The 19792-nt window shown below is 70.1% G+C and carries 20 protein-coding genes; 15 read left to right on the forward strand and 5 right to left on the reverse strand.

The window, feature by feature from the left end; all coding sequences use genetic code 11:
* The first annotated feature begins 190 nt into the window (after positions 1-190).
* The 4 genes from ACQEVY_RS19165 to ACQEVY_RS19180 all read left to right on the forward strand — a co-directional run bounded on the left by ACQEVY_RS19165 (position 191) and on the right by ACQEVY_RS19180 (position 3875).
* The gene (locus tag ACQEVY_RS19165) at positions 191-847 is read left to right on the forward strand and encodes an RNA polymerase sigma factor (protein ID WP_432950070.1); all 657 of its coding nucleotides are present in this window, start codon (positions 191-193) and stop codon (positions 845-847) included.
* A complete protein-coding gene (locus ACQEVY_RS19170; RefSeq protein WP_432950072.1) occupies positions 844-2115 on the forward strand; it encodes a CU044_5270 family protein in 1272 nt (423 codons plus the stop codon). Before ACQEVY_RS19165 ends, ACQEVY_RS19170 begins: the two co-directional genes overlap by 4 nt.
* Before the next feature lie 73 nt (positions 2116-2188).
* Positions 2189-3574, forward strand: coding sequence for a hypothetical protein (locus ACQEVY_RS19175; protein WP_432950074.1), 1386 nt, complete (start codon positions 2189-2191; stop codon positions 3572-3574).
* 145 nt (positions 3575-3719) lie between these two features.
* A complete protein-coding gene (locus tag ACQEVY_RS19180) occupies positions 3720-3875 on the forward strand; it encodes a hypothetical protein (RefSeq protein ID WP_432950076.1) in 156 nt (51 codons plus the stop codon).
* 26 nt (positions 3876-3901) lie between these two features.
* Here ACQEVY_RS19180 and ACQEVY_RS19185 read toward each other — a convergent pair whose 3' ends face one another.
* Complete coding sequence (locus ACQEVY_RS19185; RefSeq protein ID WP_432950078.1) at positions 3902-4414, reverse strand: cupin domain-containing protein; 513 nt, start codon at positions 4412-4414, stop codon at positions 3902-3904.
* A 133-nt stretch (positions 4415-4547) separates the two neighbouring features.
* Here ACQEVY_RS19185 and ACQEVY_RS19190 point away from each other — a divergent pair, with 133 nt between their 5' ends.
* Together ACQEVY_RS19190 and ACQEVY_RS19195 are read left to right on the forward strand one after the other, a co-directional pair.
* Positions 4548-5573 (forward strand): response regulator transcription factor, encoded by a 1026-nt coding sequence (locus ACQEVY_RS19190; protein WP_432950080.1) that lies wholly within the window; start codon positions 4548-4550, stop codon positions 5571-5573.
* A 314-nt stretch (positions 5574-5887) separates the two neighbouring features.
* Positions 5888-7522 (forward strand): IS200/IS605 family accessory protein TnpB-related protein, encoded by a 1635-nt coding sequence (locus ACQEVY_RS19195; protein WP_432950082.1) that lies wholly within the window; start codon positions 5888-5890, stop codon positions 7520-7522.
* A 45-nt stretch (positions 7523-7567) separates the two neighbouring features.
* Here the strand turns inward: ACQEVY_RS19195 and ACQEVY_RS19200 are convergent, their stop codons facing one another.
* Positions 7568-8458 carry a helix-turn-helix domain-containing protein gene (locus tag ACQEVY_RS19200; RefSeq protein ID WP_432950084.1) on the reverse strand — a complete coding sequence of 297 codons (891 nt, stop codon included), beginning with the start codon at positions 8456-8458 and terminating at the stop codon, positions 7568-7570.
* A 243-nt stretch (positions 8459-8701) separates the two neighbouring features.
* Between ACQEVY_RS19200 and ACQEVY_RS19205 the strand changes: the two genes are divergently transcribed.
* From ACQEVY_RS19205 to ACQEVY_RS19215, 3 genes are read left to right on the forward strand one after another with little or no spacing between them, the layout of a single operon-like run.
* Complete coding sequence (locus ACQEVY_RS19205) at positions 8702-9763, forward strand: methyltransferase (RefSeq protein WP_432950086.1); 1062 nt, start codon at positions 8702-8704, stop codon at positions 9761-9763.
* Positions 9764-9800: 37 nt separating this feature from the next.
* The gene (locus tag ACQEVY_RS19210; RefSeq protein ID WP_432950089.1) at positions 9801-10484 is read left to right on the forward strand and encodes an SDR family NAD(P)-dependent oxidoreductase; all 684 of its coding nucleotides are present in this window, start codon (positions 9801-9803) and stop codon (positions 10482-10484) included.
* Complete coding sequence (locus tag ACQEVY_RS19215) at positions 10478-10957, forward strand: YybH family protein (protein WP_432950091.1); 480 nt, start codon at positions 10478-10480, stop codon at positions 10955-10957. The genes ACQEVY_RS19210 and ACQEVY_RS19215 overlap by 7 nt, the downstream gene beginning before the upstream one ends.
* Positions 10958-11017: 60 nt before the next feature.
* Here the strand turns inward: ACQEVY_RS19215 and ACQEVY_RS19220 are convergent, their stop codons facing one another.
* A complete protein-coding gene (locus ACQEVY_RS19220) occupies positions 11018-12037 on the reverse strand; it encodes a methyltransferase (protein ID WP_432950093.1) in 1020 nt (339 codons plus the stop codon).
* Positions 12038-12208: 171 nt separating this feature from the next.
* Here ACQEVY_RS19220 and ACQEVY_RS19225 point away from each other — a divergent pair, with 171 nt between their 5' ends.
* Both ACQEVY_RS19225 and ACQEVY_RS19230 read left to right on the forward strand, forming a co-directional pair.
* Positions 12209-13216 (forward strand): helix-turn-helix domain-containing protein, encoded by a 1008-nt coding sequence (locus tag ACQEVY_RS19225; protein WP_432950095.1) that lies wholly within the window; start codon positions 12209-12211, stop codon positions 13214-13216.
* A gap of 86 nt (positions 13217-13302) precedes the next feature.
* Entirely contained in the window at positions 13303-13932 is a 630-nt protein-coding gene (locus ACQEVY_RS19230; RefSeq protein ID WP_432950097.1) for a proteophosphoglycan 5, read from the forward strand.
* 46 nt (positions 13933-13978) lie between these two features.
* On the opposite strand, the gene ACQEVY_RS19235 is transcribed toward ACQEVY_RS19230, so the two are convergent.
* On the reverse strand, positions 13979-14452 hold the full coding sequence (locus ACQEVY_RS19235) for a hypothetical protein (protein WP_432950099.1): 474 nt from the start codon (positions 14450-14452) through the stop codon (positions 13979-13981).
* 49 nt (positions 14453-14501) lie between these two features.
* The gene (locus ACQEVY_RS19240; protein WP_432950101.1) at positions 14502-15395 is read right to left on the reverse strand and encodes an alpha/beta hydrolase; all 894 of its coding nucleotides are present in this window, start codon (positions 15393-15395) and stop codon (positions 14502-14504) included.
* Positions 15396-15656: 261 nt separating this feature from the next.
* Here ACQEVY_RS19240 and ACQEVY_RS19245 point away from each other — a divergent pair, with 261 nt between their 5' ends.
* From ACQEVY_RS19245 to ACQEVY_RS19260, 4 genes are all read left to right on the forward strand, one after another.
* Positions 15657-16445, forward strand: a complete 789-nt coding sequence (locus ACQEVY_RS19245; protein ID WP_432950103.1) for a thioesterase II family protein — start codon at positions 15657-15659, stop codon at positions 16443-16445.
* Positions 16446-16573: 128 nt separating this feature from the next.
* Positions 16574-17974: a salicylate synthase gene (locus tag ACQEVY_RS19250; protein WP_432950105.1), complete on the forward strand. Its 1401-nt coding sequence runs from the start codon at positions 16574-16576 to the stop codon at positions 17972-17974.
* Positions 17971-19056: a Gfo/Idh/MocA family oxidoreductase gene (locus tag ACQEVY_RS19255; RefSeq protein WP_432950107.1), complete on the forward strand. Its 1086-nt coding sequence runs from the start codon at positions 17971-17973 to the stop codon at positions 19054-19056. Before ACQEVY_RS19250 ends, ACQEVY_RS19255 begins: the two co-directional genes overlap by 4 nt.
* Entirely contained in the window at positions 19053-19763 is a 711-nt protein-coding gene (locus tag ACQEVY_RS19260; protein WP_432950109.1) for a VOC family protein, read from the forward strand. Before ACQEVY_RS19255 ends, ACQEVY_RS19260 begins: the two co-directional genes overlap by 4 nt.
* Positions 19764-19792 lie beyond the last annotated feature (29 nt).

Consider the following 19792-nt stretch of genomic DNA (forward strand, 5'->3'; position numbering starts at 1 on the left):
CCACTTGGACCTCCGCTGGGTCGGGGATTCCAGTGCACCAGGGGTCGCCGGGGACCGGTCCCGGACAGGACCACCCGCCACGGAGGAGATCTGCGTGACGTGGATCACCCCTCATGGATTTCGGATCCCTGTAAGAAGTCGGCCGCTGCGCGCATTGCTTGGTAACAGAGTCGATATGAGGGGACGGCGCATGACACATGCCCAACGTTTCCGGGACATTTATGAGGAGTGCTATCCGCGCGTCCTCGCCTACACCACGAGCCTGGTGGGACGGCAGGTAGGAGAGGACGTCACCAGCGAGACCTTCGCCGTGGCCTGGCGGCGAATGCGGGACATCTCGCAACCCGCGCTGCCCTGGCTCCTGGGGGTGGCCCGCAACCTGGTGCGCGAGTTGCGTCGCCGGGACAGCCGGCAGTACGCCCTCGCCGCCGCGGAGGCGCAGCGCATCAGCAGCGGTGCCCGGACCGACGTCGGCGACGTCGCGGCAGACGTGACCGATCGCGAAGCCGCGCTGCAGGCACTGGCGAGCCTGTCCGACGCCGACCGGGAGCTGCTGACGCTCATCGCCTGGCACGGGCTGAGCGCCAAGCAGGCCGCACGAGTCCTGGGTTGCACCACCGCGACGGTGACCGTCCGGCTGCACCGGGCCCGCCGCCGTCTGGAGAAGGCCCTGGAGCCGGCGTATCCGGCAGATACGGCACCTGCACGGGGGACGGCACCCGCACGTGAACCGAGACCGGTACCTGAACCGATGTCCATACAGAGGCCGGCATCCGCGCAGCAGACGAACTCCGCACCACTCGCCCAGACCCCGCACCGCACTGATCGCAACGGAGCACTCACATGAAGAACACGCAGGAACGGTCCAGGCGACCCGACGTCATGAAGGTGCTCGCGGACGCCCGGCCCGACGAGCTGGACCCGTCCAGGCTGGCGGACACCCCGCGGCAGCGCGAGGACCTGGCACGCATCATGGCCGGCGCGACGGACAGTAGCGCGGCACGCTCCCGGGTGTCGGGGTTCCGGGCGCCGGGGCGGCGCTGGGGCGGGATCCGGCCGCTCGGGACCGTGGTGGCCCTCACCGCCGTCGCGGCGTCCGCGGTTGCCGTGACCACTCTCGACGGGGATCCCTTCGGCGTGAACCCGGGGGCACCCCCGCAGACCTCCTCCACCGCTGCGGCGCCGGGTTCGTCGGCGTCGGGCGGCCAGGGTGACGTCCAGGTCGACGGCCGCCTCGAACTGCTCAGCGTGGCGAAGAAGGCCGAGACGCCGGCTGCCGAAGGAACGTACTGGCAGACCACCACGCGCTCGGAGAACGTGAACCTCGTCAGCGCGACGGGAGGCAAGGGGGAGCTCTTCGCCGTACGCGACACGGCGACCTCCCAGTGGTCGGTGGGCGTGCGGCCGGGAACAAAGAGCCTGATGGTCTCCGGTCTGGACGCCGTGATCGCCCCCCGGACCAAGGAGGACGAGGCACGCTGGCGGGCCGCCGGCTCGCCCGAGACGATGGAGGCCGAGGTCACGGGGAACGAGGCAGGCGGCACGCTCGGGTACACGATGGGAACCCGGCCGCCGATGGTCATGCGGACGGACGCCGACGACAAGATCTACGCCCTCGGCCCGCACAACGTCTCGTACCAGGATCTGCGTGAACTGCCCTCCGATAGCGGCGAGTTGCGCCGAGAGCTGGAGAAACTGCACGGAGAGGACAGCGGAGCCGAGGCCGGCGTGGGACGCACGGCGTACGTGCTGCGGCAGGCGGCCAACCTCATCACGATGCCGGTGGAGCCCGCGGTCCGGGCGGCCGCGTACCGGGTGATGGCGGAGATGCCCGGCGTCCGGGGGCTGGGGAGTGTCAGCGATCCGCTGGGGCGCAAGGGCGCCGGTTTCACCTTCCCCGGCACGTCAAAGACCCCGCTGGGCAGCGTGGAGCAGCGGCTGGTCGTGGACCCGTCCACCGGCGCGATGCTCTCCGAGCAGCTCGTACTGGTCGAACCGTCCGCCAAGGCCCAGAAGGCGGGTCTCGACGCGGGCACGACGGTGAACTACACGGCCACGACCCGGATGAGCTGGGGCGAGAGCCAGATCACCGTGCCGAAGAACGCTCAGCGGTGAGCGCGTACGACCCGTCGGAACGCCCGCCGACAACAGCACAGGATCCAGTAGGACCACAGGAGAAACAGGAAAGATGACAACACCCGTACGACGGTTGGCGTCACCCGCCACCCGTGTGGCCACCGCACTCGCGGCCTGCGCCATCGCACTCACCCCGTACGCCGCGCAGGCGCAGCCGCAGGCACCAGCGCCGGAGCCGGCCGAGCGGCAGGCCGCTGCCCCCGCGAAGGCGCCCTGGAAACTCGAATTACCGACGTCCTCGGCGGAGTCGACCGGCTTCTACGACGTCACCGCGACGAGCCGGACCGACGCGTGGGCGGTCGGCGGGAAGGCGGACGAGTCCTGGACTACGGCTCCGGTGGCCAAGCACTGGGACGGCACCCGGTGGAGCGATGTCCCGCTCGCCGGGACCGGTGGCAGACCCGCGACGTTGGAGGCAGTGGCCGCCTCGGGGCCGGACGACGTCTGGGCGGCCGGCACCTACACCGACATCGAAGTCGCCGCTGCCTCATCAGCCGCCCGGACGCAGGAGGGCCGCAAGGCCGACCGGCTGCCGGACACGCTCCTGGAGCGGCTGCCGGACACCCTGGCGGACCGGCTCCGCGAGGGCTCCGCGCTCCCCGAGGCCTCCGGCTCGATCGTGCTGCAGCACTGGAACGGCACCCGCTGGAAGTCGGTGTCGCGTCCGGGGCCCGCCGAGGGCTGGATCCGTTTCGTCCTGGACATGGAGTCGGTGCGCGCGGACTCCGTATGGCTGACCACCATGGACTGGAACCCGACGGCGGACCCCGACGACCCGGACCAGGCGTACTCCGGGATGCTGGAGCACTGGGACGGCCGCAAGTGGAGCCGTACGGCACTGCCCCAGGCACCGGACGGCAAGCCCGTACAGCCCTTTGACATCACCGGCACCGGCCCCAACGACGTATGGGTCAGCGCCGAGGCCATGGCGGACGGTGTCTCCACGCCCCTGCTCTACCACTTCGACGGCCGACGCTGGACGGTGAAGACCGTCCCCGTCCCCTTCGAGTACAGCGCCGGCTGGGTGGCCAACCACGTCGTGTCGACCAGGCGCGGAACGGTCCATGTCTTCGGCAAGACCAACGATCCAGGGGTGCCGAACGGGCTGATCTCCACGCGCTGGGACGGCCGCAAGTGGCAGGAGATACCCACCCCCGGGATCGACGAAGTGAACGCCTCGGGCGCGGACGGCTCGGGCGGCGTGTGGGTCGGAGGCTGGGCGCCCCAAGGCAGCGCCCACACGCTGCTCTCCCGCTGGAACGGCACCACCTGGACCGACGAGGAACTCCCGGCAGAACTCACCTCGACGAGCGGAGGCAGCACGGTCTACGGCATCGCAGGCATCCCCGGCACCCGCACCGTACTGGCCTCCGGCACCGCCGAGTGCACGAGCATGACGGACGTCTGCGGCCTGCTGGCCTCCCGCGGACTCCGCTGACGAACAAGCCCTGACGGCAATGGACAGCCTGTGGCCCGCACCCGTGCGCGGGCCACAGGCGCACGTGCGCGGGTGACCGTCAGCGGGCTAGGTGTGCCGCTAGGGGGCGGTGGATCCCGTAGAACTGGACGCCAGGCAAGCCACATTGACGGTCCCTCAGGACCTGTTTGCCGCCACAGGCAAGGCAACTCCCTTGCCCTGCGCGGGATTCGCGAGCTGGGTGTGGGTGACCTTCGCTCCCGTACCCGACGACGTCCTCGAAGAGATCGTCGATACGGTCTTCCTCCCCCTGGTGCGCTGACCGGCAGGCGTCGACGCAGGGCCAGGTCAGGAATTCACATCGACCAGGGCCGGCGAAATCATCTCGTCGGCGGCCAGCGGTGGGCCGAGTACGACTTGGCCGTTCGCGGCGGCGGCTTTACCCAGGTCCGCGGGGGTGATGGCCCAGTCGGCCGGCTTGGGGCGGGACTTGTCCCAGCCCGCGTCGCGGAAGAAGCCCTCCATGCCCGAGGGGGTGGCGATCGCGAGCATGTCGACGTTGTCGGTGGTGAGGCGGTACGCGTGGGGGATGTTGCGGGGCAGGAAGGCGATGCCTCCCTCGGTGAGTTCGAACCGTTGGTCCCCGACCCAGATCAGGCCGCTGCCGCGCAGCATCACGAAGATCTCGTCCTCGTTGGGGTGCACGTGTACCGGGGAGGCCGTGGCGGTCGGCACGGTGGAGCGGAACACGCTCAGCTGGCCACCGGTGTGCCGCGCGTCGAGCAGCACCTCCATGAGCCCGCCACCGAGCCACTCCAGTTGCTCATGCTCGCCGGCCTGGGCCACGTAGGGAGAACTCACTGCGATGCGATCCTTCCGCGATTCGACTGATGATCACCGTGGAACTGGTGATCAACGCGGACGCTATGTGGGGTGCCCCGGTGCGCGGTATCCCAGAATTCTGGGATCTTTGGGAGGGCGTTAGGCTGCGCCGGTGCGGAGGTTGCGGAGCGACATCGAGCGGATATGCCGGCTCGGTCTGGACTCGCAAACGCTGCGCTCCCGCGTGGCCGCCCGGCTGGGCGAGGATGTCCCGTACGACGCGTACTGCTTCGGCGCCATCGACCCGTGGACGCTGCTGGTCAGCGACGACGTCTCCGAGGGCATTCCGCCCGGCAGCGCGCAGTTGGCGTCGCACAACGAGTACCTCGTGGCCGATGTGGACAAGTTCGCGGACCTGGCGCGGACCGGCCGTACGGTCGGGATTCTCAGTGACAGCGTGGGCGGTGACCTGCCGCGCAGTGCCCGCTTCCGTACGGTCCTGCCGGTCATCGAGGCCCAGCACGAGCTGCGTGCCGTGTTCGTGGCGGACGGTGAGTGCTGGGGCGCGCTGGCGCTGTTCCGGCGGGGCGGCCGGGCGGACTTCACACCGCGGGAGGCGGCGCTGTTACGCGCGATGTCCCGGCCGGTCGCGGTGGCGCTGCGCCGGGCCTGTGTCGACGCCACGCCCCTCGCGCCGCAGGCTCCGGCCGGCCCCGGTGTCCTGGTGCTCGACGCCGAAGGCCGCACCCTGGTCGCTAACGAGACGGCGCGGCACTGGCTGGACGAGATCGGCCCGCTGGCCCCGTACGAGGTGGCGGCGGCGGCCCGGGCCGGTCGCGGCGAGGAGGCGTATCTGCGCGTACGGTCCCGCACGGGACGTTGGCTGTCGCTGTGGGGCTCCCCGCTGGACGGAGACCCGCACTCCGGCGCCTCGGTCGTCATCCAGCCGGCCCCGGCCTCCGGCATCACCGGGATGCTGGCCCTCGCGTACGGGCTGACGGTCCGGGAGCGGGAGATCCTGGAGCAGGTGATCTCCGGCCGCTCGTCGACGGGAATCGCCTCCGCGCTGAGCGTGTCCCCGTACACCGTGCAGGACCATGTGAAGTCCCTCTTCGCCAAGTTCGGCGTGCGCAGCCGCGGGCAGTTGGTGGCGCGTGCCCTGGGCCATCCGCCCATGGAAGCGCCCCACACCGCGTGAACCGGCCGGCCGACCGGCTGGCTGGCTGGCTGGCTGGCTGGCCGCTGGAGGCTGCGGTCAGCCGGGAGGGGTTGGGAGCTGCTGCGGGCGTACTGAGCGGGAGTGACTTTTGGTGAATGGGAGTGAGTGCCGAGGCCGGATGTCGTTGGTGCCGCCCGGCGCCTGTGCCGGGACGGTCATCCATGCCGTGGGGTGAGTTCTCGGTCTCCGTTCTTCGGGACGGGAACTGGGGTTCTTGGGTCGAATGGGTGACCTTTGCGGGTGCTGCTCGTTGACTGCCGTGACGGGATCTTCGACCGGGCCGGGGTGAACGGGTGGGCGGGCTGCGGGAGTTGGCGGCGTCGTTCGTGGTGCCCGTACCCGCTGGGGTGGCCATCCGGGACCGACTGCGGGTGTCGCAGACAGATGCGGCGGTGCTGGCCGAGGTCGGGGTGTTCCTGGGTTCGTTGGCCGCGGGTGATCTGGCGGAGCGGTCCTGGCAGGGCCTGGGGCACGATGCCGCCTCGTGGGCGGGGCGCAAGCGGGAGCTGACCAGTCAGTCGTCGGCGCGCTGGGCAGGCAGCATCACCAAGGCCACCCATGACCAGTGGGCGCTGGCGAGGCGCGGGCAGGCTGCCCATCTGACCTGGCTGCGTGGGCAGATCGCCGCCATCGAGGCGCGGCTGGCTAGGCCGCTGGGCGCCAAGGCGGACAAGCGAGAGGGGCTGGCGCGGGGCTACGGCTCGCGCCCCGAGTGGCATGCCAAGTCCCGCCGCAAGCATGCTTTGCAGGACCGGCTGGCCGCAGTGGAGGCGGACTGGGCGGCGGGCCGGGTCCACGTGGTGCGCGGCGGCAAGCGCCTGGCGAACGCCCGCCACCACTTGGAGGCGGCCGGGCTGAGCGAGCAGCAGTGGCGGGAGCACTGGCAGGCGGCGCGGATGTTCCTGACCGCCGACGGGGAGTCCGGCAAACGCTTCGGCAACGAGACCATCCGCATCACCGACACCGGCCAGCTCTCCCTCAAGCTCCCGGCGCCGCTGGCCCACCGGGCCAACGCCCCGCACGGCCGGTACGTGCTGGATGCGACCGTAGCGTTCAAGCATCGCGGGCGGGAGTGGCGCGACCGGATCACCGCCAACCGGGCGGTGGCCTACCGCATCCACCACGACGTTCTCCGTGGCCGTTGGTACGTGACCGCCTCCTGGCAGCGCGCCGCTGTACCGGTCCTCCCACTCGACGCGGCCCTCGCGCGGGGTGTGGTGGGCGTGGACATGAACGACGACCACCTCGCTACCTGGCACCTGGATGTACACGGCAACCCGGTCGGTGAGCCGCAGCGCTTCTTCTACGACCTCTCGGGCAGCACCGAGCACCGGGATGCACAGATTCGGCATGCGCTCAGTCGGCTGCTGCACTACGCCCAACGTTGCGGGGCCGCCGCGATCGCCCTCGAGGACCTCAACTTCACCGACGGCAGAAGCCGGGAGAAGCACGGCCGCAACAAACGCTTCCGCCGCCTGCTCTCCCGCTTCCCCACCGCGAAACTCAAGGCCCGGCTCGTATCGATGGCCGCCGAACAAGGCATCGCCATCGTCGCGGTCGACCCGGCATATACGAGCAAGTGGGGTGCCCAGCACTGGCAGAAACCGCTGACCACCCCACGACGTGAGATGTCCCGGCACGATGCGGCGAGCATCGCAGTCGGGCGACGCGCCCTCGGGCATCCGATCCGGCGACGGACGGCACCGCCCCCGCAGCACCAGAGCGATGCTGCGGGGCATCGGACCGTCCAGGCCCGACCGGAGACCCGAGGGCGTGAGGAACCCCGCCCCCACCTTCCCGGACCGCGCACCAGATGCGCGCCGCCCGGCGGTGGAGCGAAAGCGGGCGACCAGCGTGCCCAACACCGTTCGGGGCACACGGCTGAGCACGAGTCCTGGCACCAGGACTCACTCCCGCTCAGTCTCTAGGAACGGTCACCGAGATCGACACCGGCACGCTGAGATCAGCGGAGATCAAACGGCCGGCGGCCGCCGCCGATGTGCGTCGAAGGCGGCCGTCATCCGGGCCGGCGTCTCCCCGTACTGCTTTTTGAAAGCCCGGATGAAATGGCTGCTGTCGGAGAAGTGCCAGCGCGCCGCGGCTTCCGCGATGGTCGGCCTGCCCCATGGGGTGAGCAGTTCGTGCCGGGCGCGTTCCAGTCGTCTGCGGCGGATGTAGGCCGCCACCGGCTCTTCGACGGTGGCGAAGGCGCGGTGCAATGTGCGTATAGAGACGTTCAGTTGGCGTGCCAGCCACCGAGGCGAGAGGTCGGGGTCCGTGAGGTGCTCGTCCGCGAGATCCATCGCGGCGCGGGCGAGTGCGGGGGCCAACTGGGGCTCGGTGTCGTCGAATTCGTGTCGCACGGCGGCTCTTACGAGTTCGAGCAGGGCGTCGCGTGCGCCGCGTACGCCTGCCCCGGTGAGGCCGTGCACGGTCTCGCGGACCATGCTCGCGTGGGCCATGAGCATGCGCATCTCGCTGGAACGGGCCGAACCGACGATCTGCCTGCCGTGCCTGCCGCCGGTTGTCCGCCCGAGCACCGCGGTGGGCAGGATCAGTACCGTCGCCCGGGCCCCGGGCGCCACGTCGAACAACGAGGGCGGGTTGTTGTGCCGGGCGATGAAGGACCCGGCCGGAACCGTGACGCTCTCACTTCGCCCGTCCAGTGCGGCGAAGCGCCAGGAGCCGTGCCGCATCAGATGTACGAGCACCCGGTCGTCGCATTCGCGGGCAGTGGCCGGACGCCCGAGGAAACGCTCGCTGTAGACGTCCGCGATCACCGCGTCGTGCAGATTGGCGGCCTGGACGTTGATCCGGAAATCGCCGGTATCGCCGACGTCGAAGGCGGGCAGGGGTAACGCCACGCCCGTTTGTGTCTCCCACTCCTGCCGGAAGACCTCGAAGCCGTTTCTGGCCGTTCGCGGCTGCGTGACGTCTGCCGTGAACGTCCTCCCCGGCCGGCTCCCCGTCATGACCCTCTCACCGTTGCCCTTTTCGGTTAAGGCACGGAAATCCCATGGATGTGTCGCTCAGTTGCAAGCGCCCCCACACGAACCCGAACAAAATTACAGGCCTCTGGGACACGAGAGGCACGAGGTACGGATTCCATGACCGAAACGACCACGACTCACGCGGCAACGGACGCGGGCGCCGGCGACCCGGCGGCGGATGTCGCGAGCCTGATGCAGATGATCGCCGGTGGCGCGATCCTCCAGACGCTGCACGCGGTTGCCGAGCTCAACATCGCCGACCACCTTGCCGATGGAGCACGCACGGCGAAGGAGGTGGCCGAGCGCGAAGGCAGCCATGAGCGATCCACGTTCCGTCTGATGCGTGCCGCCGCTTCACTGGGAGTGCTCAGCTACGAAGGGTCGGGGCGGTTCGGCCTGACCGGGCGGGGCCAGATGCTGCGTAGCGACGTGCCGGGCTCCCTGCGTTCCTTGGTGCTGATCCAGGCCGGGGAGTCGCACTGGCAGCCCTGGAGCCTGTTCCCCGAGGCGGTGCGGCAGGGCACGAGCCAGGCGAAGAAGGCGCTGGGCGCGGACGTCTTCGACTACTACGCGCGGCCGGAGAAAGCCGACGAGGCCAAGCTGTTCGCCGAGTCCATGCGCGACCTGGCCGGCATGGTGACCCAGGGCATCCTGGCCGAGGCCGACACCAAGGGCCTGTCCACGGCGATCGATGTCGGTGGCGGCGACGGACACCTCGTACTGGCGCTCATGGAGGCCAATTCCGCTCTGCAGGGCCAGGTACTCGACCTGCCGCACGCCATCGATGATGCGCTCCAGCAGGCCGAACGGCGGGGCCTGTCCGACCGTTTCTCCGGTGTGCCGGGCGACTTCTTCGATGAGGTACCCAGCGCGGATCTCTACCTCCTCAAGACCGTGCTCCACGACTGGGACGACGAGCGCTGTACGACGATCTTGCGCAACTGCCGTTCCGCGGCGGGCGAAGGCGGGCGCGCCCTGGTGGTGGAAATGCTCGTCGACCAGGAGATCGGGAAGCCCGACTTCGCCACCATCGCGGACGTGACCATGCTCTGCGTCACGGGCGGCATCGAACGAGACCTTGACGAATTCGACGCGCTCTTCGAGGCCACCTGCTGGCGCCGCGGCAAGACCTACCCCGTCGGCGGCGGCTACTTCGCCATGGAACTCGAGGCCATCTGACCAGCAGGACGGAACCCCAGAGTTCCAGGAGAATGCCATGTCAACAATTCTCATTACCGGTGCCAATCGAGGTATCGGCTACGAGACGGCCCGAGCCCTCATAGCCGAGGGCCACACCGTATGGCTGGGCTGCCGGGACAAGGCCCGAGGGGAGCGCGCCGCCGACGAGTTGGGCGGGCGATTCGTACGGCTCGACGTCACCGACGACGCCTCCGCCCAAGCCGCCGCCGCGACCGTCGGCCGACTCGACGTACTGGTCAACAACGCGGGCCTGCTGGAACCGCCGACGCACATCGGAGACCTCACGTCCGACCTCGTGCACCAGATTTTCGACACCAATGTCTTCGGTGCCGTACGCGTCACGACGGCCTTTCTGCCTCTCCTCGCGGAGTCGGAGCGGCCGGCGGTTGTGAACGTGACCAGCAGCATTGGCTCGTTGGCCAAATCGGCCGATCCGGACGACGAATTCGCCGCCTACCCGCAGGATGTGTATCGCGCTTCCAAGGCGGCCCTCAATATGTTCACCGTCCAGTACGCCAAGGCATATCCGGCTATGCGGATCAATTGCGTGGACCCGGGTCTGACCGCGACCGACATGATGGGCGGTCAGGTGGGCCAGCCGCCGGCCCAAGCGGCCGCGACCGTCGCCAGGGTCGCTCTCCTCGGCCCGGACGGCCCGACGGGACAGTTCCTCGGCGCCGACGGGGTCGTACCGTGGTGACCGGGAACGCGAAGCCCAGCCGGGACGCGAAGCCCAGGGCGCCCATCACCGACACCATCGACCGCTTCGTCGACAGCTTCAACGTCCAGGACCTCGACCTCGCCATGTCCTTCTTCGCGGAGGACGCCGAGTACCGTCCCGGCGACGGCGCCGTCCACCGCGGACCCGCACAGATCCGCGCCGCGTTCGTGCCGATCTTCTCGGGGAAGTTCGGCCTGGTCACCTTCGACGAACACGACCGGCTCATCGACGAACAGCAGCGTCGGGCGGCCATCCGCTGGACCTGCCGCCTCGACCTGGCGCCCCAGCACACCCGCGGCACCAAGTCGGTACTGCGCTGGGCCCTCCGCGCCCGCTACGGCAGCCGGATGCACTGGGAAGGAACCGACATCTTCCACTTCGACGAGGAGCTGCGCATCACCGGCAAGTACACCTACGCGAGTTTCCGCCGGCCCATCATGCTCAAGGGCTGACCACTGACCGTCTGGTGCTACGTCAGCCAGGGCGCCCCCCGCGCCCTGGCTGACGTCCGCTCAGGCGACCGTCGCCTCGATGACCGAGTAGGGAGTCGACGTCGGTACGACCCTGTCGATGCCGACGCCGGCGGCGTTCAGCAGCGACTCGTACTCCGCCCGGGTCCGTTCCATCCCGGGCGCCATACCGAGCATCGTGAGGTCGCTCATCTTGGCCAGATGCGGTTCACCGCCGTCCGGCACGACGGCCTCGATGACCAGCACCCGCGCTCCGGATCCGCCCGCCTTGGCCACGGACTGGAGCAGGCGCACAGCGGAGGCGTCGTCCCAGTCGTGAAGGATGGCACTGAGTACGTAGATGTCCGCGGCGGGCACGCTGTCGAAGAAGTCACCACCGATGACCTCGACCCGGCCCTCGAGCCCCCGGGCGGCGACGTTGGCCCGCGCCGCCTGCGTCACCGGCGGCAGGTCGAACACGATCCCTCGCCGGTCGGGCAGGTCCTTGATGAGTTCGACCAGAACACTGCCGTCCGCTCCCCCGATGTCGGCGACGAGCTCACCGGCAGGCAGGCTGTAGTCGTCGAACATGCCGGTACGAAGGCCCTTGGTGACCGAGGCCATCGCATCGCTGAGCAGCTGCGCCCGGTCCGGGTTCTCGGTCACCCAGTCGATGAAGGGCTTGCCGAAGTGGTGGTTCGCGGCGGGCTCGCCCGTCTTGACCGTGTGGAGCAGATCGCCGAACGGCGCATAGTGGGTCTCCATCCACATGAGCGCCACCGCGTGCAGCGAATCGTCGGCGTTGCGGGACAACGTCGCGCCGATGGGCGTCAGGGACACCTCGTCACCGTCAAGGACGAACACCCCCATCGACGCGAGCGTGCGCAGCAGACGGCGCAAGTGCTGGACCTGCGCGCCGGACCTCTCCGCCAGTTCGCTCACCGTCAGCGGGCCGCCGGCCTCGTCCAGCATCGTCGGCACGTCCAGCTTGGCGACGACGTAGACGGCCTGGGAGACCTGAAAACCTCCCGCCATCTGCAACATGACATCAGTCGGCTTCGGCACCGGCATCGGCGGGTTCATCAGCGCTCTCCTCTTTGTCCTCATTTATGCGTAGCACCCGGAACCGCCCTGGGTTTGCCACTCCCGCCGAAGCTTAGGAAGGCCGGCGCAGCACGGCCTTGAACCACAGCGGCATCAGAACGGAACATCCGCGCCACCAGACAACGTTGTCCAATCGCATGGAGGTAGACGATGAACAACGCTGCACCGAAGACCGAGGGGTCGCGCGGGGCGTTCTTACTGGACTCGACCCGCGCGGGCGCCGGGCCGCGCGGGTTCGAGGCCTTACAGCGCGAGTGGGAGTCGAAGCTCGGCGCCGTCTTCCGGCTGCCGGCCTTGAGCCCGGACTCGATCGGGGACTTCCGGGTCAAGGCCCGCGGCGCCAGGGTGCGCGACGCGGCGATCGTCGATGTCCACGGCGCGTCAGGCGCCCGGGGAAACGCCATCCTCGGCAACGTCGAGGATCAGGTTCGGATGCAGGTGGTACGGCGCGGCGCCTGGACGGTGGGTGACCCGCGCGGTCGCGATGAACAGACCGTACCGGCCGGGCAGTTCCTCCTACGGCACGTGGGGCGGCCGTCGCAGTTCGAGTCGGCGCCGCACACGACGGCGAAGCTCCTCTTCCTGCCCGCTGAGATGCTCGGACCACTCCTCGGGAATCGCAGCGTCACCGGGCCGGTGGACGCACCCGAGCTGCGTCTGCTGGTGGCCCACACGAATATGGTCCACGCGACCATGGCCGACCTCAGCCCGGCCGGTGTGCAAGGGGCGCACAGCGCCCTGATCGAGCTGGCGAAGGCGGTGGTGCAGGGGCAGTTCGACGACACAGAACCCCGGTTGGCTCCCGCACTCACCCAGGCCGCGAAGGACGTGGCCAACAGCCACCTCGCCGATCCCGAACTGTCCCCGGCGATGCTGGCGCGTCAACTCAACGTCTCCGTACGGACCTTGCAGCGGGCCTTCGCCACAGCCGGAGACTCGGTGGCCGCCTACATCCGCGGGCGCCGCCTGGAAGAAGCCCGACTCGCCCTCACCGCTCCGTCCGGCCGCTGGAGCATCTCCGAGCTCGCGGCCCACTGGGGCTTCGCCGACAGCAGCCACTTCATCCGCGCCTTCAAGAAGCAGTACGGCCAGACACCCGCCGAGTACGCGGCCTCGACCAGGCCCGCCAAACCTGACCCGGCAGCGGACCGAGGCTGATTGTCAGTGGTGCGCGGTTGAATGGGCGCGGCCGAACCGATCCATCCGGGGGACGACGGCCGACTGGGAGAGAGGTGGACTCCACCATGGGACTTGTGACGCTCGACCTGCCCGCGCCGACCCAACTGCGGGGCCGCTGGGCGGCGTTCGCCGCGGTGTTGGCGGCTCGGGGATGGGGATCCGGGTGCTGTGCGCGCGCCTCCGTCTGGCACTACGACGACGGGGGCGGCAACTGGGTGGACCTGTACCACCTCGGCGAGGACCGCGCGGTCATGCTGGGCAACGACCATGAGTACTCGGAGACGTACTACGGCCCCGCGGCGGAGTACTTCGGCGAGGAAGAGACCGACCTGCTCGCCGGGGCGCCCGACTGGTGGCGGCCGGTGGTGTCGCGGGCGATGGCGACGGACGAGTACGTGGGTTTTGTGTACGGCTTCGACGGCGCCCGGTGGCAGCGCGCCGAGTACGACCTCCCAGACGGCTTCCTCAGCGTCGGCCTGCCCGCCCTGAACGATGACCGCATCCACAAGAGCGTCATCTCGCACACCCGGGGAGCGCCGGGACTCGGCGGGGCGGAGCCTCCTGCGGACGCCATCGACGCACTCATCGCGGCAGACGGCGACGTCACGGAGGCCCACGTGACCGCCGTGATCGGCAAGGGCGGCTGGGACGCGGCGGCAGGAGCGGCGGCGGCCCGGGAGTTCCTGGCTGTCTGAGCCCAAGCAACAACGCCACGCACCGGAGTCGCCTAATTGTCAGTGCTCAGTGCCAGTTCGCGGCGTCGTACATGTACACCACCAGAGCGCGGCCCTCGGCGCGCGAGGCGGCGCGGGCCAACTCGGTTGCGGCGGCGTAGTCGTACGCGTCCTCGGCGGCGGTCATCTCTGTCGGCGATGTCAGGACCCGGTATCCGCAAACGCTGCGCTTCCAGTTGTCCAGGTACAGCGTCTCGCCGGCGGGCGTGTCCACGGGGTCGACGTGAGGGTTGCGATGCAGTACCGGCCATTCCCGTACGAGGTCACCATGGCGGTGGATGGCCACCTTCTGGGCCATCCGCAGGATCTTGTAGCCCCACGGGACATACAGGTGCAGCTCGCGGTAGCCGAACCAGTCGGGATCGGTGAACGCCGAGGTGGGCCGGTGGCCGCCGAAGAGGACGTACTGCGTCTCGGTGCGCTCGCTGTCGAAGGGATCGAGACGGTCCGCCTCATCCGGCGGGTAGGGCCAGTAATCCATGCTCCCGATGCTGCCAGGCCCCACTGACAACGCCGGGCGCGTGATGGAGTCAGGCGCTGAGTGCGGTGCGCAGCGTGGACGCCATCAGCTCGATAGCCTCCTTCGCGGCGGGCACCGGACCGGTGTGGGTGAAGTAGTGGTCGACGCCCGTGAAGACGCGGTGGGTGACCGTGACCCCCGCGGCTTCCAGAGCCTTGGCATACGCGTCGCCCTCGTCGCGCAGGCGGTCGTTCTCCGCGGTGATGACCAGGGCCGGCGGCAGACCGGCGAGGTCGTCGGCGAGACCGGGCGAGACGAGGGGATGTGCGCGTTCGGCCGGGTCCGGAATGTAGGCGGCGGTGAAGACCCGCATGAGGTGGGGGCTGAGCAGCGGCTTGGCGATGGGGGAAAGCTTGGTGGCCGGGTCGGCGACCTGGTCGAGCGGCGCGGAGTCGATGATCTGAAGCCGGGGAGTGAAGGTGCCGCGGTCCCGGGCCATGCGGCACACCCCGGCGGTGAGGTTGGCTCCGGCGCTGTGTCCGCCCACGGCGAGGCGCGAACCGTCCCAGCCGCCCGCGGTGCCGTTGTCGGCGACCCACGCGCAGACGTCGTACGCCTGCGTGAGGGGGGCGGGATACGGCCGCTGCGGGGCGACGTCGTAGTCCACGTTGATCACGACGCAGCCGGCGGTGGCCGCGATGGAGCGGCACATGTGGTCGTCCTGCTCGGGGCGGCGCACGACGAAGCCGCCGCCGTGGAAGTTGACGTACACCGGGGCGGGGGTGGCGGTGGAGGCCGGCGGTCGGTACACCGTGCAATTCACCGGTCCGGCGCCCGTGGGCACCTCGAGGGACTCGGTGCGCTTGGGGACGTCCGTGAAGCGCAGATCCTCGTGTACGCGGCTCATCATGCCGCTGAGCAGCAACTGGATGCCTCTGGCCTGGACGTCGGTGCTGAAGGGCATGGTCCCACCACCTATCACTGCAACGTTAAATTAACAGGTTTCCTGATGATGAGGCCTTGACTCGCATCGCGCAATGGAGACGTCTTGCGCGAGACCGTTCCTGATGTGAGGTAGCTCTCACTTGACCCCATTTATTGAAAATGGTTTTCAAACCCCTAGAATTGCCATTCAAGTGCAGCCCCTCTCTTGACTCATGCATACGCTGTACACATAAGGTGAGCCTTGCCTAATCATGACCGATAATCGCCCATAGGAGATGGCATGACCGGACGGGGGACGGGCGTCGCGCGGAGTGCGGCGCCGCGGGGAGCGCTGACGGGCTGGCTCCGATGTCGTGAGCCGCGCCCGCAGGCGGCGACCAGGGTGGTCTGCCTGCCGCACGCCGGGGGCGCGGCGAGCTTCTTCGGCCCGTGGACGAAGGACATGGCCCCCGATGTCGAGCTGTGGGCCGTGCAGTATCCGGGAAGGGAGGATCGATTCACCGAGCCGTTCTCGACGAGTGTCGAGAACGCGGCCGCCGCGGTGGCCGAAGCCCTGCTTCCGTTCCGCGACCGCCCTGTTGTCCTCTTCGGGCACAGCCTCGGAGCGGTCGTGGCCTATGAGACCGCCCGGCTGCTCGAGGAGTCGTACGGACAGCCCGTGGCGCACCTGGTCGTGTCCGGCCGGCGGGCCCCGTCGGACTTCGTGGGCGGCGACACTCACCTGCTGCCCGACGAGTCCGTGGTCGCCGAGTTGATGCGGCTGGGCGGCACGAGCGAGGCCGTGCTGAACAGCCCCGCGCTGCGCGAGGCGTTCCTGCCCGCCATCCGCAACGACTTCCGGCTGGCGGAGACCTACCGCCACCGGCCCGGAGCACCGCTGAGCTGCCCGGTCACCGCCGTCATCGGCACCGAGGACACCGAGGTGAAACGCGAACAGGCCCTGAGGTGGGCCGAGCACACCTCGGGCGGCTTCGAGCTGCACGAACTGCCCGGCGGCCACTTCTATCTCGTGCCGCAGCGGCAGGCGGTGCTGAAACTGCTGGCAGCCTGCCGCGTCCCGGCCTCCTGAGGCGGCCCCCGGGGCACCTCTGCCCCTTAATGCGCCGCCCTCCCCCTCTCTGTACGCGCCCGATCGATCCAGGTCCGGTCCTGTCCGAAAGCTGCCCATCGGGCAGGCCGCCGCACGAAGGAGACGCAGTGAGTCCGACCCCCGGCTATGTGGAGCGCCGTGTCCCGGCCGCCGGTGATCCGGTCGCCACGGCGGCCGCGCTCGCGGTGACGGCGACCGGCCCGTACGTCGGGTACGAACGGCACGGAACCGTCGCGTGGGCGGAAGGGGAGCACATCTCGGTCTCGGTCACCGAGCGCGGTGCCGTGCTGCGTCCCGCGGGCGGGCGGCCGGAACAGCGGGTGCCCGGGCGGCCCCTCGACGCGTTCGCCGAGGCGCTGTCGCTCGTCGAGATGAGCGGCTGGAGGGCGTACGGCTGGGCGGGGTTCGACCTCGCCCACGTTCTCTCGGGTGCCACGCATGGCGCCGCGAACGGGTCCGGGCTTCCGGAGCTGGTGCGGCTCATGGTGCCGAGCCGCGAGATCCGGCTGGACGGAGGCACGGCCCTGCTGCGTGCCCAAGACCCGGACGGTCTCGACGAGTTGGAGCTGCGTCTGGCCGCGGCGCGCGTGCGGGCGGACTCGTGGATGCCGGCCGCCGGCCCTGAGGTGGCGGCGGATGTGGAGGGCCATGGCAGCGAGGAGTACCGGACCGCGGTGGCCCGTGCCGTGGCCGACATCAGGGCGGGGCTGCTGGAGAAGGTGATCCTGTCCCGGACGGTGCCGGTCCGTGGCCTGCTCGATCTGCCCGCCACCTATCTCGCCGGGCGTCGCGCCAACGCTCCCGCGCGGTCCTTCCTGTTGCGGCTCGGTGGCTGGGAGGCCGCCGGGTTCAGCCCCGAGATCGTGGCCGAGGTGACGGCCGACCGGCGGGTGCGTACGCAGCCGCTGGCCGGGACGCGGGCCCGGCACGGGCTCGCCGATGCCGACCTGGCGCTGCGGGAGGAACTTCTGCGCGACGCCAAGGAGGTGTACGAGCACGCGGTCTCGGTACGCCTTGCGGCCGACGAACTGGCCGAGGTATGCGTGCCGGACACCGTGTGCGTACGGGACTTCATGACCGTGAAGGAGCGCGGCAGCGTTCAGCACCTCGGTTCCGAGCTGACCGGTCGGCTCGCCGACGGGCGGCACTCCTGGGAGGCGTTCGGCGCGCTGTTTCCCGCCGTGACCGCCTCCGGAATACCCAAGTCCGCGGCCTGCGAGCTGATACGGGGCGCCGAGCCGGAGCCGCGCGGACTGTACAGCGGGGCCGTGCTCACCGCGGGCAGCGACGGCTCGATCGATGCCGCGCTGGTGCTGCGCAGTGTCTACCGGCAGGGCGGCCGCACCTGGCTGCGCGCCGGGGCGGGCATCGTCGCCCAGTCCGACCCGGACCGCGAACTGGAGGAGACCCGGGAGAAGTTGCGCAGCGTCTCCCGTCATCTGGTGCCCGTGGCAGGTTCGCGGGAGCCGGTCGCGTCGGCCCCGGCGCACGTGCGGGGGCGCGTATGAGCGGGGCACCGCTGCGGGTGGTCGTGGCCGGTACGTCGTTCGGGCGGGTCTATCTCGACGCCGTACGGTCCGCGCCCGAGCACTTCGAGCTGGCGGGCGTACTGGCCCGGGGCAGCGCGTACTCGCGGGGGTGCGCCGAGCGGCATGGCGTACCGCTGTACACCTCAACGGCCCAGGTTCCGGAGGACGTTGACGTCGCCTGTGTCGTGGTGCGCTCCGGGGCGACCGGCGGGCCCGGCTCGGACCTCGCGCAGGCGCTGCTGAGGCGCGGTGTCCACGTGCTGCAGGAACACCCCGTGCATGCCTCCGAGATCGCCGAGTGCGTACGGGCGGCCAGGGCGGGCGGTACCGCGTATGCGGTGAACACGCTCTATCCCGACCTCGCGCCCGTACGCCGTTTCCTCGCGGCGGCGGAGGTGGTGCGGCGGCGGCAGGAGGTGCGGTTCGTCGACGCCGTGTGCAACAGCCAGGTCGCGTATCCGCTGCTCGATGTGATCGGGCGGGCGGTCGGGTCGCTGCGTCCCTGGTCCTTCACGGAGCCCGTGGCCGGGCAGCCGTTCAGCAGCCTGCATGCCGTCGTGGGCGGGGTGCCGGTCACCTTGCGGGTGCAGAACCAGGTGCACCCCGAGGACCCCGACAACCACTCCTACCTGATGCACCGCATCGCGCTCGGCTGCGAGGGCGGGGTGCTGACCCTCGCCGACACGCACGGGCCCGTGCTGTGGAACGCCCGCCTGCACGCGCCCCGCGACGCCACCGGCCGGCTGGTGATGGGCGGCGAGGGCACCGACCGCCTCAAGGAGCCCAGCACCACCGTCCTGGGCCCGGCCGCCACCAGCACCCTCCATGACGTATTCGCCGGGCTGTGGCCGGATGCCGTACGACGCTCCCTGCTGCGGCTGCGTGACGACATCGACCGCCCGGAGCGGCGGGCCCGCAGCGGTCAGTGGGCGCTCGGTGTCTCCCGTGCCTGGGCCGATCTGACGGGACGGCTCGGGATGCCGGAACTGATCCGGCCCGCCGAGCCGGAGCCCCTGCCCACCGCCGAACTCGCCGCCGCCGTCGAAGGGTTGGAGCCGTGAAGCACACCGAGTCCCCGGCCCGCCGGTGCAGCCATGTGCTGGTCCGCGTGGACGATCTGCACCAGGCCGTACGGGACTACCGCGAGCTGGGCTTCGAGGTGCACTACGCCACCGCCGAGGACAAGGCGCAGCACGCGCACGTCTGGTTCCCCGAGGGGCCGATCATCGAGTTGCTGACCACCCCGGCGAACGCGAAGTACTTCAAGTGGCCGATGACGCTGATCGGCGGCCGGGGTTCCGGCGAGCGGATGGTCCGCTGGTCGCGCGAGCCCGAGGGGTTCGTCGACGTGGCGCTGGTCACCGAGGGGCCGGACATCCGCGCCGATCTGGCCGAACTGCGGGGCGCCGGTGTGCCGTTCGGCCGCGCGGTGCCGTGGAAGCGGACGCCGCCCGGGGGTCTGACCACTCGCTTCCGGTTCGCCTACCCGCGGCGGGACCGGCTGCCGTTCCTGGTCACGCCGTACGACCCGCCGCTGCACCCCGCCACGTCGGAGCACGCCAACGGTGCCGAGCGCCTGACCGGCGTGGTGATGGGCGTACGGCCAGAGGACCGGGCGGCCGTGGAACGCCTCGTCGGCGGCGACCCCGCCTTCGAACTGCAGGCGGCCGAGGTCACCGGCGTACGCGCCATCCGGATCAGCGGTCTGGCCGAGGACCCCGATCCGGCCCTTCTGCACGGCGCGACCGTCTGGGCGGTGCCCTCATGAACCGCCCGCACAGCTCCCCTCGTACGACG

This window comes from Streptomyces sp. CA-288835 (assembly GCF_050936385.1).
Taxonomy (GTDB): Bacteria; Actinomycetota; Actinomycetes; order Streptomycetales; family Streptomycetaceae; genus Streptomyces.